This is a genomic window from Streptomyces sp. ICBB 8177 (genome assembly GCF_003144095.1).
Lineage (GTDB): Bacteria > Actinomycetota > Actinomycetes > Streptomycetales > Streptomycetaceae > Streptantibioticus_D.
On sequence record NZ_NSKH01000003.1, the window covers coordinates 607,229 to 622,585 of the forward strand.

The following is a 15,357-nucleotide window of genomic DNA, read 5'->3' on the forward strand; positions in this document are numbered from 1 at the left end:
CGGGGCCGCGCGACCGGCAAGCCTCGCGCCGGGCCCGCCTCGTCCGTCACTCCTCGTACGGGAACCGGGCGAGCGGCGCCTCCTGGGCGAAGAACGTCTTGGCCCGGGTGACCGCCCGCTCGTCGGCGAGCACCTGGCCCGGCCGGGAGCCGTTGCCGAGCAGTACACCGCCGAAGCGCATCCCCATGTACGCGGCGGTGTGCTGGAGCGTGCCCACCAGCGGCTCGGCGACCACCTCCTCGCGGTGCGCCATCACCGTCACGCCCCACAGCGTGCGTCCGGTCATCTCCGCCCGGAAGCCCGGGTCCGGGGTGGCCAGCCACTTCGACCAGTAGTCGAGGTAACGCTTGGCGTAGGACGACACCGAGTACCAGTACAGGGGCGACGCGATCACGATGTCGGTGGCGGCGAGTGTCGCCCGCCGCAGCAGTTCCTCGTTCTCCTGCTCCGGCCAGGGCGCGTCGGCGTGCCGCGCGTCGACGTAGTCGGGCAGGGCCAGCTGGGCCAGGTCCAGCCAGCGCTGTTCGGTGTCGCCGGGCAATTGCTCCGCCGCGGCCCGGGCCAGCAGCTCGGTGTTGCCGTCCGATCGGGCGCTGGCGAGGAGGAAGAGAAACGAGCGGCTCACGTGAACTCCAGTCGTCGCAGTAGGCTCGCCTCCCCCAACCCCACCCGCTCACCCGGTATTTCCTCCGGTCTCAGCCACCCCGGAAAGCCTGCTCCCGGCAGTTCACCCGATGGCACGACCGCCGACGAGGCGTTCCGCGGTGCTCCACTCCAACAGGGGCCGGTGGCGTCGCGCAGGGACCTGCCCGGCACATCCACTGCGTCGGCACGGCACCGGAGGGCATCGTGCGACGCCCCGTGCCCGCCACCGCTAGAACTCACCCCGTGAGCCAGAGGCGAGCCGCGACCCGCTCACACGTACGGGTCAGGTTTTCCGGAACCCGTACGAACGCAACGTACGGGCGTGGTTACGGTGCGCTGGGAAACGCGTGGGGAGTTGATGGGACATGCAGCCACAACGAAAGCGCAGGAAGAAGCCGACGACCGCGTGGGGGCTCGTGGGCGCGCAGGTCGCGCTGTTCCGGGGCCTCAACGGACTGACGCAGGTCGAACTCGCGAACCGCGTGACGATCAGCGGGGAGTTGATGTCGTCCATCGAACAGGGACGGCGCCCGTTGCTGCCCGATCTGGCCCGCAGGCTGGACCGCGTGCTCGACACGAAGGGTGTGTTCGAGGTCGCCACGGACAACATGCCGGAGGTGGACCGCTATCCCGTCTGGGCCGAGGAGTTCATGCTCTACGAGCGGACGGCGGTCGCGCTCTCATCGTTCGAGAACCAGGTGCTGCCCGGACTGCTGCAAACCGAGAACTACGCGCGTGCCGTGTTCCGCAACGAAATCCCGCTGCTCAGTGACGCAGAGATCGAAGAACGCGTAGCGGCTCGCGTGGAGCGTCAGGAGATCCTGCATCGTGCTGTGCCCGTGTCTGCCAGCTTCATCTTCTCCATGGCCACGCTCAAGGACCGTTTCGGCGGCGATGACGTCCACCGCGAGCAGTTGGCGCACCTTCGCGCGTGCGCGGATCTGCCCGGTGTCACGATCCAGGTGATGCCTGAAGGCCGCACCACGCACGCCGGGTTGTCGGGCCCGTTCGTACTGCTGGAAACCTCCGAACACGTACACCTCGCCTACACGGAAACGCAGCGCGGCAGCCACTTGATCTCCGACCCGGACGAGGTAAGCATCCTGGCACGGAAGTATGCGATGCTGCGATCCCAGGCCTGCAATCCCGAGGAGACCAAGGGCCTGTTGGACAGCCTGCTAGGAGAGCGATGAACGGCGCACTGCAATGGTTCAAGTCCAGCTACAGCAGCGAGCAAGGCGGCAACTGCGTCGAAGTCGCCTACGCGTGGCACAAGTCCAGCTATAGCAGCGAAGAGGGCGGCGCCTGCGTCGAGGTGGCCGCCTGCCCCTCCGTCGTCCATGTCCGCGACTCCAAAGACCCCGAAGGCCCCGCCCTGGCCTTCACCCCCACCGCCTGGGCCGCGTTCACCAGCTTCGCCGCGCAACACCCCGCCCCTGAGGCGTAAGCGCCGCCCCCGGGGAGAGGGATGAACGACGCACTGCGTTGGTTCAAGTCCACCCACAGCGGTGACGAAGGCGGCGCCTGCGCCGAGGTAGCCGCCTGCCCCTCCGTCGTCCACGTCCGGGACTCCAAGGAGCCGCAGGGTCCCACCCCGCACAACGCCCTGTCCCCGACGCGTAAGCGTCAACAGCTCATCCTTGAGGCCTGAGTTAACGCGAGGTTTAATCTCCCCCAAGCCTTTAATCATCTTCCAAGGGCCCAGGGCTACGGTCCACCGACCCGCGTGAGCGGGTCCGGCAGGACGAAGAACCCGCCGCCCTGGGATTGCGCACACTTGCTACATTGCGCAAGTGGAAACCGCAGCCCGGGCCCCCACCGTCTTCCTGAAGCAGGAAGCCGCGCGACAAAGGGTGTGAGGATGACAGGCAGCCACGGACAGCGGGCAGGGGTGCACGACGCCCGCGAGGGCGGGCGGGCCGCGGCCCGGCAGGCTGCGCGGCGGGGCCGGGTGCCGGCCCAGGGCGGCTCCGGCGGCCGCATGGACGGGAGCGGCGGCCCGGGCCGCCGTGACGCGCGCGGACGTCCGAAGCGGACCCGCAAGAGGTTCGCGCTCGCCGTCACGGCGTCGGTCGTCGTGCTGGTGGTCGCCGCGGTGGGCGCCATCTACCTCAAGCTGAACGGCAACATCTCGACGTTCGACGCGAACGGCCTGAGCAAGAACCGCCCGGCCGACTCCTCCGCCGGCCAGAACATCCTGCTGATCGGCTCCGACTCGCGCGCCGGGGACAACAGCGACTTCGCGGGCGGCACCGGGGACATCGGCCGCAGCGACACCACGATCCTGCTGCACGTCTACTCGGACAACAAGCACGCGGTGGGCGTCTCGATACCCCGGGACGCGCTGGTGACCGTTCCGCCGTGCCTGCTGCCGAACGGGCAGTGGACGCAGCCCGCGTACAACCAGATGTTCAACTCGGCCTTCTCCGTGGGCAACACGGTCAAGGGCAACCCGGCCTGCACGCAGAACACCGTGGAGCAGCTGACCGGGATGCGGGTGGACCACACGATGGTCGTCAACTTCGCCGGGTTCGCGGCGATGACGGACGCCGTGCACGGCGTGCAGGTGTGCGTGCCGAACGACATCTACCAGGGCGACGTGAACCCGAACCTCGGCTACAAGGGCAACCTGGTCTTCGCCAAGGGCCTCCAGACCGTCTCCGGTACGAAGGCGCTGGACTACGTGCGCCTTCGGCACGGCATCGGGGACGGCTCGGACATCGGCCGCATGCAGCGCCAACAGGCCTTCCTGTCCAGCCTGATCAAGAAGGTCGAGGCGCAGGGGCTGAACCCGACCTCGCTGCTGCCGCTGGCGAACGCGGCGACCAAGTCGCTGACGGTCGACCCTGGGCTGGGGTCGGCGGAGAAGCTGATCTCGTTCGCGATGTCGCTCAAGGGCATCGACCTGAAGAACATCCAGTTCATCACGACGCCGTGGAAGTACGTAGGCGCGCGCGTGGACCTCGTGCACCCGGACGTGGACGCGCTGTGGGCGACGCTGCGTGCCGACCGCACGCTGGACGGCAAGGAGGCGGGCGGCGGCAAGAAGGGCAAGCAGGCCCCGGCACCCTCATCCGCCCCGCCCACCGCGGCCTCGGTGAACGGCGCGGGCATCAGCGTCGCGGTCTACAACGGCACGACCGCGGGCGGTCTCGCGGCGAAGGCGGCGCAGGCCCTTCAGGCAGACGGCTTCACGGTGACCGGCGCGACGACGGCCGCCCAGCAGGACCACCAGGTGACGCTGATCGAGTACGGCTCCGCGCACCTGCAGGGCGCGCAGGCGCTGGCGAAGCTGTTCCCCGGCGCCCAGTTGGAGCCGACCGCGACCTCCGGGATCAACCTCGTGCTCGGGCGGGACTACGCGAACGGCACCACGGGCCCGTCGGTCGGCGGCGCCCCCGCCGCGGCCGGGCCCACGCCCTCGGTGCTGCCGTCGAAGGACGCCGGGAGCGCCCGCAGCGCCGCCGACAACCCGTGCTCCAACCTCAGCTACGGCGCGGGCGGCTGACCCGTACGGCGCGCCGCCGCCTTGACCGGTGGCGGCGCGCCAGCGCGAGCCCCGTGCCGTACGCGGCCAGGACGACGGCCAGCAGCCCGTAGTACAGCGGGGGCAGCGCGCGCAGCCGCAGGGGCGCGGCGAGCGGGCTGAACGGCAGCAGCAGCCCGATGGCGGCGAGCGCGGCCACGGCGAGCCGCACCGGCCTCGGCGGCACCGTCCGCTCACCGTGGTCCCGGGCGGAACCGGAACGCAGCATCACCATGATCATTGCCTGGGTGATGAGGTTTTCGGTGAACCACCCGGCGTGGAAGGCGCGTTCACCGGAGGCGACCACCGCGAGCACGCCGAACGTCGCGAGGTCGGCCGCCGCGTTGAACACCCCGTAGAGCGTGACGAAGCGGGTGAACGCCTCCGGCCGCAGCCGCGCGGGGCGTCGCAGCACCGAGGGGCCGGGGCGGTCGTAGGCGAACGCGAGTTGGGCCGCGTCGAAGCAGAGGTTCTGCGCGAGCACCTGCGCGGGCAGCATCGGCAGGAACGGCAGCAGCACGCCCGCGACCAGCATGGAGATGACGTTGCCGAGGTTGGAGGAGACGGCGACGCGCAGGTAGGTCGCGATGTTGCCGGTGGCGCGGCGGCCCGCGGCGACCGCCGTGCCGATGGCGGACAGGTCCTTGGCGGCCAGCACCACGTCGGCCGCCGCGCGGGCCGCGTCGGCGCCGTCGCGGGGGCTGACGCCGACGTCGGCGGCGCGCAACGCGGGCAGGTCGTTGACGCCGTCGCCGAGGTATCCGGCGACCCGGCCCGCGCGGCGCAGCGCGTCCACCACTCGGGCCTTGTGGGCGGGCGTGCAGCGGGCGAACAGGACGGCTCGGGAGGCGAGTTCGGTGAGCGCCTCGTCGTCGAGGGTGTCGACGCGGTCGCCGGTCAGGACGAGGGCGGACCCGCGGGCGGGATCGGCGTGCGGGCCGTCCGGGTCCGCCCACGCGTCCGGGCCGAGGTCCAGGCCGAGGTCGTGGCAGACGCGGGCGGCGGTGCCGGGGTGGTCGCCGGTGAGGACCTTGACCTCCACCCCGGCGGCGGCGAGCGCGGCGAGGGCGGCACGGGCGCCGGGCGCGGTCTCGTCGCGCAGGGCCAGCAGACCGCGCGGGGTCAGCCCGCGTTCGTCGGCCGGGGTGAACGGCCGCCCCCGATGCGGGCGTTCCGCGGTGGCCACCGCCAGCACACGCAGACCGCCGCCCGCGAGCGCGTCGGCCCTGCGGCGCAGCGCCTCGCGTTCCGCCTCGTCCACGGCGCACCGCGCGAGGACGTCCTCCACCGCGCCCTTGACGACCAGCACCCGTACGCCGGGCCGGGCGGGCCGCGTGAGCACCACGGTGGACAGGCGGCGCGCGGGGGTGAACGGGAGGACGTCGACGCACGTGTGGCCGGGCGGCAACGGCTCGGGGACGTCCGGCGGATGCGCGAGCAGCGCCTCGTCCACCGCGTCGAGGCCGAGGCCGTCAGAACCGTCCAGCAGCCACCGGCTGCCCAGCGCCGCCCACGCCACCGCGTCCCGGTCACCGGCCGCCGGGTCGACCACCAGGGTGCCCCGGGTGAGGGTGCCGGTCTTGTCGGTGCACAGCACGTCCATCGCACCCAGGTCGTGCAGCGCGGGCAGCCGCTTGACGATGACGCCCTCGTCGCGGGCCAGGTCGCGCGCGCCGCGCACGAACGCGGCGGTCACCACGACCGGCAGCATCTCCGGGGTGAGGCCCACCGCGACCGCCACGGCGAACGGCAGCGTCTCCCAGCCCCGGCCGCGCACGGCCGCGTTGACGGCGAGCACGACCGGCACGGCCAGCGCCATGATGCGCACCAGCGTCCACGACACCCCGTTGACGGCACGGCCGAACGCGGTGGTGCGGCGGCGGCGCAGCGGCTCGCCGGTGGCGGCCAGCACCGTTCCCGCGCCGGTGGCGGTGACCACGCCGGACGCGGTGCCGGAGGCCACGTCGCTGCCCGCGAAGCACAGCCGCTCGTCCTCGTCCGCCCCGTCCGGCGACTTGGGCACCGGCGCCGACTCGCCGGTGAGCGCGGCCTGGTGGACGGTGAGGCCCCGCGAGCGCAGCAGCCGCACGTCCGCCGGGACCACGTCACCGGGGGCGAGCTGCACCACGTCCCCGGGCACGATCTCCTCGACCGGCACCTCCCGGGCGAGCGGCGCGCAGGACTCGGTGGCCCGGCGCCGCACGGTCGCCGTCGACGGCACCAGCCGCCCCAGCGCCGCCGCGGCCCGGTCGGCGCGCAGCTCGCCCCAGGCGCGCAGCACACAACTGACGCCCACCAGCGCCAGGATGACCCCGGCCGTGCCCCAGGCCCGGTCCAGCGCGGAGACCACGCCGAGCCCGAACAGCACGCCGGTGAACGGATCGCGGGTGGCCAGCAGCAGGCGCGGCGCCCACCCGGGGGCGGGCAGCGGGCGCACCACGTTCTCCCCGGCCCACGACAGCCGTTCGGCCGCCTCGCCCTCGGTCAGCCCGCGCGGCCGGGTGCCCAGCCCCCGCAGGACGCCGACGACCGACGCCCCGGCCCGTTCGTTCACCTGCCGCACGCCACTGGCGCGACGCGGGGACTCACGCGCCCAGCCCGCGCACCCGCTCGCGCGCGGTGAGCTGGCCGACCATGAGGCGGACGATGGTGACGACGTCGGGATCGTCGACGTAGTAGACCTGCCGGCGGCCCTCGCGCCGGGAGCGCACCAGACCGGCCAGTTTCAGCTTGGCCAGATGCTGGCTGACCGCGGGCAGCGCGCCGCCCACCCGCTCGGCGAGACCGCTGACGTCGCACTCGCCGCGCGAGAGCACCCACACGATGTGCAGCCGGGCGGGCGAGGCGAGCAGGCCGAACGCGGCGGCGGCCTCCTGGAGCACCTCGGCGGGAGGGTCGTCGAAGCGCGTGGCGTCGCCACCCACCAGTCGTCCTCCCGTCCGCGAAGGGGCCCTGCGAAGGCCCAAGTCTACGCGTCGGCCGGTCCCGGGGAACGGCGTTGCGCCAGGCCCGGCAGCGCCTCGGTGAGCGGCCGCACCTGCTCCTCCAGGCTGGCCGAGCGGATCCGGGCGGCGATCTGGAGGGCCTGATCCGCCGTCTCGTACGCGCCCTGCGGATCGCCGAGACGCAGCCTCGCCTGCGCGGACCTGGCCAGCGCCAGACCCCGCGCCCGCGACCGCCCGGGCCCGAGGCGCGTCGCCGCGAGGTCCAGCAGGTGCGCGGCCTCACGGTGGTCGCCGAGGTCGAGGTGGCAACTGCCCGCCTGCGCCTGGATGTCGCCTTCGCCCAGCGGCGGCAGCCACTGCGGCTCCTCGCCGCCCCGACCGCGTACGCACAGCTCCGCGGCGAGCCCCAGCGCGCGCAACGTCTCGCGGCGGCGCCCCAGCCGGGCGTGCCCGCGCGCCTCCCAGGTGAGCAACGCGGCGTGCAGGGCGGGGGCGTCGTACTCCCGGGTGCCCTCGCGGGCCGCCCTGGCCAGGTCCACCGTGGCCACCGGCTGCCCGGTGCGGCAGGCGCCCACCGCGAGCCCCAGCAGCACGCCCGCGCCCACCCGGGCGTCGTCGGCGACGTGCGCGACGCGCAGCGCGGCCAGCAGCAGCCGCAGCGAGGCGGCGACCGGGCGGCCCGATTCCACCTGGAACCAGGCGGCCTGCCCGGCGGCGTCGGCGGCCACGGCGGCCAGCTCCCGCCCGGTCCCGGCGTCGTAGCTCCCACCGCGCAACAGGCCGACGACGACGCCCAGATGGGCGGTCGCGGCGGGCGCGAGGCTGCCGCCGCCGTGCTCCTCGTCCATGCCGCGCAACACCTCGGTGGTCGCCCGCAGCCGCTCCGGCAGCCCCGCCGCGACCTCGGCGCCCGCGCCGTCGCGGCGGGCGGCGTCGCACGGCCCCGCGGTCGCCCAGCGGTGCGCGTGACCGGTCAGCTCCGGCAGCCTCGGCACGGCGGCGCAGGCCACGCCGGAGGTCAGCGCGGCGGTGGCGTCGGCGAGGGCGGTGACCGCGTACTCCGCGGTCCACGGCGCATCGGCGTCCGAGCGCCGCGAGTCCAACTCCGTCACGGAGGACGTGCGTTGCGCGGGCAACGACACCGTGCCGCGCGGCACCGACGCGAGCGAGGCGGATCGCGGCGCGGCGGCGGCCGGGGCGGTCCTGGGCACCGGCCGGCGGCGCGGGACGCGGACCAGGTCGGCGGGGACGGCGAGCCCGTCGAGGAAGTCGACGATGCGGTCGATGCTGGTCAGGCGGCGGGCCCCGGACTCCAGCATGGACAGGAAGCCCTGGCTCAGCCCGGTCAGTTGGGCCACGTCCTCCTGCCGGATCGACCCGCGCTGCCGGACCAGACGGGAGACCTGGCCGAAGTTCCAGGCGGCCAGCGCCTCGCGGATCTCCGGGTCGGACCACACCCGGGCGGGCACCTTCGGCGTGTCGTCGGCGGGCGGCAGCGCGGCACGGGTGCAGGCGCCGCACGTCTCGTCGGTGTTGTACGCGCTGAGCACACAGCCGCACCGAGCGCACCGGCGGCCCTGGGACGTCACCGGCCCGCCGGCCGGGGCGGGCGACTTCGCCGTCGTGGTCATCGGGATGCGCTCCTCCAGCTCAGGCACGGCCAGCTAAGGCACGACGTGGAGACATGAGTCCGGGGGCGCTCGCGTACGCCCGACTCCGCGTCATGCGCGTTCCCCGCCGAACACCCTTACAACTCCCGTACTTTAAAGGGGAGTTGACCGCAGACGTTAACGGGGTGGCCGAATATGCGCTTTCCTTGCGGGCGCTCGTGGAGCAAATTCGCCATCGCCGTCCCGGCAGGCGGGCCCGGCGGATCGGGAAAAGCCCCGCAACGGCGGAGGGCGGGCACCGGCCGAACACGGCTGTGCGCCGTCTCGCCGATGACCCGCCCACCTGTGCAAGCGTCAAGAACCGGTCAGTCGGAACGCAGCCGCTCCGCGACCTCGGTCGCCCAGTAGGTCAGCACCATGCCCGCTCCGGCACGCCGCACGCCGAGAAGCGTCTCCATGATCATCCGGTCCCGGTCCACCCAGCCGTTGGCCGCGGCGGCCTCCACCATCGCGTACTCGCCCGACACCTGGTAGGCCGCGACCGGCACGTCCACCGCGTCGGCGACCTGCCGCAGGATGTCGAGGTACGGCAGCGCGGGCTTGACCATCACCATGTCCGCGCCCTCGGCCAGGTCCAGCGCCAGTTCCCGCAGGGATTCGCGAGCATTGGCCGGATCCTGCTGGTACGTCTTGCGGTCGCCCTTCAGCGAGGAGTCGACCGCCTCGCGGAACGGGCCGAAGAACGCCGAGGCGTACTTGGCGGTGTACGCCAGGATCGACACGTCCTGGTACCCGGCGCCGTCCAGCGCGTCACGGACCACCCGCACCTGGCCGTCCATCATGCCGCTGGGGCCGACCACGTCGACGCCCGCCGCCGCCTGGACCCGGGCCATCTCCGCGTACCGCTCCAGCGTCGCGTCGTTGTCCACGCGGCCCGCCGCGTCCAGCACACCGCAGTGGCCGTGGTCGGTGAACTCGTCCAGGCACAGGTCGGACATGACGACCAGCGCGTCGCCGGTCTCCGCCTTCACGTCCTGGATGGCGACCTGAAGGATCCCCTCGGGGTCCGTACCGCCCGACCCGATCGCGTCCTTGTGCTCCGGCACGCCGAACAGCATGATGCCGCCCACCCCGGCCGCGGCCGCCTCGGCGGCGGCCTTGCGGAGGCTGTCGCGGGTGTGCTGGAGGACTCCCGGCATCGAGGAGACCGGCCGCGGTTCCCTGATCCCCTCGCGCAGGAACGCGGGGAGGATCAGGTCGGCCGGGTGCAGGCGCGTCTCCGCGACCATCCGCCGCATTGCGGGGGTCGTCCGCAGGCGGCGCGGACGCTCGATCGGCACGAGCGGTCCGCCGTCTTCGTGGGTCATCGTGCGGCTCCTTCTCTTCTGCGGTTCGGCTACGCGCCACGCGTCTCCCGGCCGTCCCCCGGCCCGGCGGGGCCCATCCGATCGCGCGAGTCCGAAAGGGGCGCGGGAAACGGCGCGCTCAACCAGTGACGGCCAGTGGTCCTGAAACGACCGTAGCCCCACGGCGAGTGGCCCTCTGCCCCTCCGCCCCGGCTGGTCGCGCAGTTCCTCGCGCCCCTTCGAAGTCACGAAGATCGCATGAGCCCCGAGGGGCGCGGCCGGTGGGCCCTGAAACGACCGTAACGCGCACGGCGAGTGGCCCCCTACCCGTCCGTCCCGGCTGGTCGCGCAGTTCCCCGCGCCCCCTTCGAAGTCACGCGATCGCATAAGCCCCGCAAGGGGCGCGGGGAACTGCGCGCTCAGCCACTGACGGCCGGTGGTCCTGAAACGACCGTAACCGCGACGGCGAGTGGCCCTCTATCCGTCCGTCCCGGCTGATCGCGCAGTTCCCCGCGCCCCTTACGGGGCCCAGGCGATCGTTTCCTTCGGGCCCGAGGCGGTCAGCCTCGGGCTCGCCTGCGGGAGCCGGGGCGGCGTTCGCTGGGGCGGGTCACCGGGTCGCCCGCCTCCAGGGCCGCGGCCCTGCGGGAGCGGCCGAAGTCCGCCAGGGCTTCGGCCAGCGCGTGGACCGACGGCTCCGGTGCCATGACGTCGACCCGCAGCCCGTGCTCCTGCGCGGTCTTCGCCGTGGCGGGCCCGATGCACGCGATGACGGTGACGTTGTGCGGCTTGCCGGCGATGCCGACAAGATTCCGTACCGTGCTCGACGAAGTGAACAGCACCGCGTCGAACCCGCCGCCCTTGATCGCCTCCCGCGTCTCGGCCGGCGGCGGCGACGCCCGCACCGTGCGGTACGCGGTGACGTCGTCCACCTCCCAGCCCAGCTCGATCAGGCCCGCCACCAGCGTCTCGGTGGCGATGTCCGCGCGCGGCAGGAACACCCGGTCGATCGGGTCGAAGACCGGGTCGTACGGCGGCCAGTCCTCCAGCAGCCCGGCCGCCGACTGCTCGCCGGACGGCACAAGGTCGGGCTTGACGCCGAACTCGATCAGCGACCGCGCGGTCGACTCGCCGACCGCCGCGACCTTTATCCCCGCGAAGGCGCGGGCGTCCAGGCCGTACTCCTCGAACTTCTCGCGAACCGCCTTGACCGCGTTGACCGAGGTGAACGCGATCCACTCGTAGCGGCCGGTCACCAGGCCCTTGACCGCGCGCTCCATCTGCTGCGGGGTGCGCGGCGGCTCCACCGCGATGGTCGGCACCTCGTGCGGCACGGCGCCGTAGGAACGCAGCTGCTCCGAGAGCGACGCGGCCTGCTCCTTGGTGCGCGGCACCAGCACCCGCCAGCCGAACAGCGGCTTGGTCTCGAACCAGGAGAGCTGGCCGGGCTCACCGGCCGCCCGCTCGCCCACCACGGCTATCGCCGCCTGGCCCGGCTCCGCCGCGGGCAGCGCCCGGGCCGCCTTCAGCTCGGCCGCGATCGTCGAGAGGGTCGCGTTCCAGGTGCGCTGCCGGGTCGTGGTGCCCGCCACCGTGACGGTGAGGGTCGTGTCCGGCTTGCGGCCCGCCGCCATCAGCTCGCTCGCGGTGGCGGCCACCGACTCCAGCGTGGTGGAGACCACCAGCGTGGCGTCGGAGGACCCCACCTCGGTCCAGCACCGGGTGTCCGCGGTCGCGGCGTCGATGAACCGCACGTCCTGCCCGATCGGCACGCCCGCGTAGGCCGGCACGCCCACCGCGGTCGCGACGCCCGGCACCACCTCGAACGGGATGCCGGCCTGCGCGCAGGCGAGCATCTCCTCGGCGGCGCCGCCGTCAAGGCCGGGGTCGCCCGCGACGGCACGCACCACCCGCTTGCCGTTGCTCGCGGACGCCATGACAAGCTTGGAGGCATGCGCGGCGGCACCCACGACGCCGTCCAGCGCCGCGAGTTCGGGTGCCTCCGCGGCGGCCCGCGCGTGCACGCGCACCACGTCGAGCACCCGGGGGTCGGCGACCAGGACATCCGCGTCGGCCAGCGCCTCGACGGCGCGCAGTGTCAGCAGCCCGGGATCCCCGGGCCCGGCACCGAGGAAGGTGACGTGCCCCTGGACGGGCTTGTGCGTGGCGGTGGGGCTCAAAGTGCTCGCTCCCCCATCAGACCGGCCGCGCCCTTGGCCAGCATCTCCTCGGCGAGTTCGCGGCCCAGGGCCACCGCCTCGTCGTGGGATGCCGGAAGGCCGCCGGTGGCGGACATCTGCATCAGCGTGGTGCCGTCGGTCGTGCCGACGACCCCCCGCAGACGCAGCTCGGTTACTTGGTGCGCGCCGGACCCGTGGGTGCTGGGCTCGGCGAGCGCGCCCACGGGGGCGGAACAGCCGGCTTCCAGGGCGGCGAGCAGGGATCGCTCCGCGGTCACGGCGGCCCGGGTCGCCGGGTCGTCGAGCCGCGCGAGCGCGTCGGCCAGCGCGGTGTCGCGGGCCGCGCACTCCACGGCCAGGGCGCCCTGGCCGGGCGCGGGCAGGACGGCGTCGGTGTCGATGAACTCGGTCACCGGCCCCAGCCGCCCGATCCGGGTCAGTCCCGCCGCGGCCAGCACCACGGCGTCCAGCTCACCGGAGGTGACGTACCCGACCCGGGTGTCGATGTTGCCGCGGATCGCGACGGTCTCGATCCGGCGGTCCAGCTGTCGCGCCCAGGCGTTCAGCTGGGCCATCCGGCGCGGCGAGCCGGTGCCGACCCGCGCGCCGTCCGGCAGCTGTTCGAAGGTCAGCCCGTCGCGGGCGACCAGCACGTCGCGCGGGTCCTCCCGGCGCGGCACGGCGGCGAGCGTCAGGCCCTCGGGCGCGGCGGTCGGCAGGTCCTTCAGGGAGTGCACGGCGAAGTCCACGTCCCCGGCGAGCAGCGCGTCGCGCAGCGCGGAGACGAACACACCGGTGCCGCCGATCTGCGCCAGCGCCTCACGCGAGGTGTCGCCGTACGTGGTGATCTCGACCAGCTCGACGGGCCGGCCGGTCAACTCCCGCACCGCGTCGGCCACCTGGCCGGACTGGGCCATGGCGAGCTTGCTGCGGCGGGTACCGAGCCGCAGTGGTGCCGCGCCCTCCCGTCGCCCGCCACCGCCCTCGACGGAGGCGCTCCGCGCCGCGGTCATGATGTTCCTCGATTCGGGTCGTTCGGGCCCACGGCGTCGGCGCGGCTGACGGCGACGACCGCTTGCGGGTCGAGGTCGAACAGTTCGCGCAGCGCGTCGGCGTACCCGGCGCCGCCGGGCTCGCCCGCGAGCTGTTTGGCCCGCACGGTGGGCGCGTGCAGGAGCTTGTCGACGACGCGGCGCACGGTCTGGGTGACCTCCGCGCGCGACCGGTCGTCCAGGTCGGGAAGGCGCCCGTCCAGGCGGGCGAGTTCCGCGCTGACCACGTCGGCGGCCATGGTTCGCAGCGCGACGACGGTCGGCGTGATGCGTTCGGCCCGCAGGGCGGCGCCGAACGCCTCGACCTCCGACGAGACGATACGCCGAACCGCGTCCACGTCGGCGGCCATCGGCGCGTCGGCGGAGGCGGCGGCCAGGTCCTCGATGTCGACGAGGTGGACGCCGGGCAGGTCGTGCACCGCGCCGTCCACGTCGCGCGGCATGGCCAGGTCCAGCAGTCCGAGCGGCGCGGCGTCCGGCGCCCGCTCGGGCAGTACGGCGGCGACCGCGTCCCGGTCGAGCACCAGGCCGGTCGCCCCGGTGCACGAGACGACCACGTCGGCGCGGACCAGCTCGCGGCCGACGTCCGCGAACGGCACCGCCCGCCCGCCGAGCTGCGCGGCGAGGCGCTCGGCGCGCTCCAGGGTGCGGTTGGCGACCACCAGGTCGGCGACGCCGGAACGGGACAGCGTGGTGGCGGCCAGCGAGGACATCGAGCCCGCGCCGACCACCAGGGCGCGCTTGCCCGGCAGTTGGCCGATCAGGGCGGTGAGCCGGTCCAGGCCGAAGGTGACCAGCGACTGGCCCGCCTTGTCGATCCCGGTCTCGCTGTGGGCCCGCTTGCCGACCCGAAGGGCCCGCTGGAACAGGTCGTTCAGGCCGCGGCCCGCGGTGTGCAGCTCCTGCCCGAGGCTGAGCGCGTCCTTGATCTGGCCGAGGATCTGGCCCTCGCCGACCACCATCGAGTCCAGGCCGCAGGCCACCGAGAACAGGTGGTGCACCGCCCGGTCCTCGTAGTGCACGTAGAGGTGCTCGGTCAGCTCGTCCAGGCCGACGCCGCTGTGCAGCGACAGCAGGGTGGACAGCTCGGCGACGCCGGCGTGGAACTTGTCCACCTCCGCGTACAGCTCGATGCGGTTGCAGGTGCCCAGCACGGCGGCCTCGGTGGCCGGTTCGGCGGCGAGGGTGTCCTGGAGCAGCTTGGCCTTGGCGTCCTCGGTCAGCGCGGCACGCTCCAGCACCGTCACCGGAGCGCTGCGATGACTCAGGCCGACGACGAGCAGACTCATACGGGCATCACGGCGGGAACGTCCCCGTCCGATCCCGGGCGCCTGACGGCCTTGCGGGCGGTGGCGACCGCCTCGCCCAGTTCCTCGCCCGCCTTGCGCTGCTCGTGGAAGGCGAGGATCTGCAGCTCGATCGACAGGTCGACCTTGCGCACGTCCACCCCGTCCGGCACGGACAGCACGGTGGGCGCGAAGTTGAGGATGGAGGTGACCCCGGCGGCCACCAGCCGGTCGCAGACCTCCTGGGCGGCACCGGCCGGGGTGGCGATCACGCCGATCGACACCAGGTTGTCCGAGATGATCGATTCCAGCTCGTCGGTGTGGCGGATCGGCAGGCCCGCGACCATCTTGCCGGTCTGCGCCGCGTCGGCGTCTATCAGCGCCGCGACCCGGAAGCCGCGCGAGGCGAAGCCGCCGTAATTGGCCAGCGCCGCGCCGAGGTTGCCGATGCCGACGATGACGACCGGCCAGTCCTGGGTCAGGCCCAGCTCACGGGAGATCTGGTAGACGAGGTACTCGACGTCGTAGCCGACACCGCGGGTGCCGTAGGAACCGAGGTAGCTGAAGTCCTTGCGCAGCTTGGCGGAGTTGACGCCCGCCGCGGTGGCGAGTTCCTCGGAGGAGACCGTGGGTACGGACCGCTCCGACAGAGCGGTGAGCGCCCGCAGGTACAGCGGAAGCCTGGCGACGGTGGCCTCGGGAATCCCTCGGCTCCGGGTCGCCGGTCGGTGAGTTCGGCCAGTTGCCACGATGCTCCTGCGGGTAGA

At 73.5% G+C, this 15,357-nt stretch carries 13 protein-coding genes; 4 read left to right on the top strand and 9 right to left on the bottom strand.

The genetic code is table 11. The annotated features are described in order from the left end of the window. Window positions 1-46: 46 nt before the first annotated feature. Window positions 47-625 (bottom strand): NAD(P)H-dependent oxidoreductase, encoded by a 579-nt coding sequence (locus CK485_RS05590; protein WP_109447479.1) that lies wholly within the window; start codon window positions 623-625, stop codon window positions 47-49. Between the two features lie 385 nt (window positions 626-1,010). On the opposite strand from CK485_RS05590, the gene CK485_RS05595 reads away from it, so the two are divergent. From CK485_RS05595 to CK485_RS05610, 4 genes are all read left to right on the top strand, one after another. Then, entirely contained in the window at window positions 1,011-1,838 is an 828-nt protein-coding gene (locus CK485_RS05595) for a helix-turn-helix transcriptional regulator (protein ID WP_109447481.1), read from the top strand. After that, complete coding sequence (locus tag CK485_RS05600; RefSeq protein WP_109447483.1) at window positions 1,835-2,092, top strand: DUF397 domain-containing protein; 258 nt, start codon at window positions 1,835-1,837, stop codon at window positions 2,090-2,092. Before CK485_RS05595 ends, CK485_RS05600 begins: the two co-directional genes overlap by 4 nt. 21 nt (window positions 2,093-2,113) lie before the next feature. Beyond that, window positions 2,114-2,296, top strand: a complete 183-nt coding sequence (locus CK485_RS05605) for a DUF397 domain-containing protein (RefSeq protein ID WP_109447485.1) — start codon at window positions 2,114-2,116, stop codon at window positions 2,294-2,296. 210 nt (window positions 2,297-2,506) lie between these two features. Continuing rightward, complete coding sequence (locus CK485_RS05610; RefSeq protein WP_109447487.1) at window positions 2,507-4,153, top strand: LCP family protein; 1,647 nt, start codon at window positions 2,507-2,509, stop codon at window positions 4,151-4,153. Here CK485_RS05610 and mgtA read toward each other — a convergent pair. The 8 genes from mgtA to CK485_RS05650 all read right to left on the bottom strand — a co-directional run bounded on the left by mgtA (window position 4,131) and on the right by CK485_RS05650 (window position 15,339). Next, window positions 4,131-6,725, bottom strand: a complete 2,595-nt coding sequence (mgtA, locus tag CK485_RS05615) for a magnesium-translocating P-type ATPase (RefSeq protein ID WP_241968146.1) — start codon at window positions 6,723-6,725, stop codon at window positions 4,131-4,133. The genes CK485_RS05610 and mgtA overlap by 23 nt on opposite strands. 31 nt (window positions 6,726-6,756) lie before the next feature. Next, window positions 6,757-7,095, bottom strand: coding sequence for a metalloregulator ArsR/SmtB family transcription factor (locus CK485_RS05620; RefSeq protein WP_199239231.1), 339 nt, complete (start codon window positions 7,093-7,095; stop codon window positions 6,757-6,759). A 44-nt stretch (window positions 7,096-7,139) separates the two neighbouring features. After that, entirely contained in the window at window positions 7,140-8,747 is a 1,608-nt protein-coding gene (locus CK485_RS05625) for a helix-turn-helix transcriptional regulator (RefSeq protein WP_109447491.1), read from the bottom strand. Between the two features lie 344 nt (window positions 8,748-9,091). Next, window positions 9,092-10,093, bottom strand: coding sequence for a porphobilinogen synthase (hemB, locus tag CK485_RS05630; protein WP_109447493.1), 1,002 nt, complete (start codon window positions 10,091-10,093; stop codon window positions 9,092-9,094). Between the two features lie 539 nt (window positions 10,094-10,632). After that, window positions 10,633-12,252, bottom strand: coding sequence for a uroporphyrinogen-III synthase (locus CK485_RS05635; protein ID WP_109447495.1), 1,620 nt, complete (start codon window positions 12,250-12,252; stop codon window positions 10,633-10,635). Then, window positions 12,249-13,265: a hydroxymethylbilane synthase gene (hemC, locus tag CK485_RS05640; protein ID WP_109447496.1), complete on the bottom strand. Its 1,017-nt coding sequence runs from the start codon at window positions 13,263-13,265 to the stop codon at window positions 12,249-12,251. The genes CK485_RS05635 and hemC overlap by 4 nt, the downstream gene beginning before the upstream one ends. Continuing rightward, window positions 13,262-14,593: a glutamyl-tRNA reductase gene (locus tag CK485_RS05645; protein ID WP_109447498.1), complete on the bottom strand. Its 1,332-nt coding sequence runs from the start codon at window positions 14,591-14,593 to the stop codon at window positions 13,262-13,264. The genes hemC and CK485_RS05645 overlap by 4 nt, the downstream gene beginning before the upstream one ends. Next, window positions 14,590-15,339, bottom strand: a complete 750-nt coding sequence (locus CK485_RS05650) for a redox-sensing transcriptional repressor Rex (protein ID WP_109447500.1) — start codon at window positions 15,337-15,339, stop codon at window positions 14,590-14,592. The genes CK485_RS05645 and CK485_RS05650 overlap by 4 nt, the downstream gene beginning before the upstream one ends. Between the last annotated feature and the right edge of the window lie 18 nt (window positions 15,340-15,357).